The organism is Salinisphaera sp. G21_0, assembly GCF_017744115.1.
Classification (GTDB): Bacteria; Pseudomonadota; Gammaproteobacteria; order Pseudomonadales; family Endozoicomonadaceae; genus Endozoicomonas.
In genome coordinates this window covers 1-589 of record NZ_JAGHQW010000256.1, presented here as the reverse complement: position 1 = coordinate 589, position 589 = coordinate 1, and the positions used below count along the sequence as shown (strand labels likewise).

The 589-nt window shown below is 39.9% G+C and carries 1 protein-coding gene; it reads right to left on the bottom strand.

Annotated features, from left to right (window positions below):
- Nucleotides 1–427 (bottom strand): hypothetical protein (locus tag J7439_RS27640; RefSeq protein WP_209204942.1); only part of this gene is annotated, 427 nt, incomplete at its 3' end.
- Nucleotides 428–589: the final 162 nt, after the last annotated feature.

Here is a 589-nt window from a genome sequence, read left to right as displayed (position 1 = left end):
GTGTCACTTTAAAATCGTGCAACAATGGTATCAGTTGGCGTTGTTCACTATGATTTAATGGTCGTTTTGCCCTTGATGTGTATTGTTTGATTGAACAGGCAAATTGACTGTGTGTTTTACCATCATAGTGATCACCATAACGAGCAGATACCCTCACCAGCCAATCCATTTTTTCTGGTGTAATGAGAGCATTAAAACCATGAACAGGTTTTATTGAATGTCCTGGTGGATGGTTAGCAGAGCAGGCGTCAGAAGCAGGGTGACATTCATTACGCTTCTGGATATAGGACGGTGGCACATTCACCTTTCTGACTGTGCCATGCCTGTATTGCCCACTCCCTGAAGCACTGGCATGAACGTCTGGTTGTTTGTAATCGTTACCTGAAGTTGTGTATTTCCAACTTATACCAGCACCGCTTCTGTCCATATTTATATTTCATTAATTCATGGAAAATATAAAAAATAGACTATTCTACGGCATCAGCAGGCAGCAGTTTTTACTGGCTTTTTTCTCTTCCTTTTTCTTTTTTTGGGCTTTTTTATTTGCTCTTCTAAATATTCTTCGGCGGTAAAATAACAGTCATCTGAA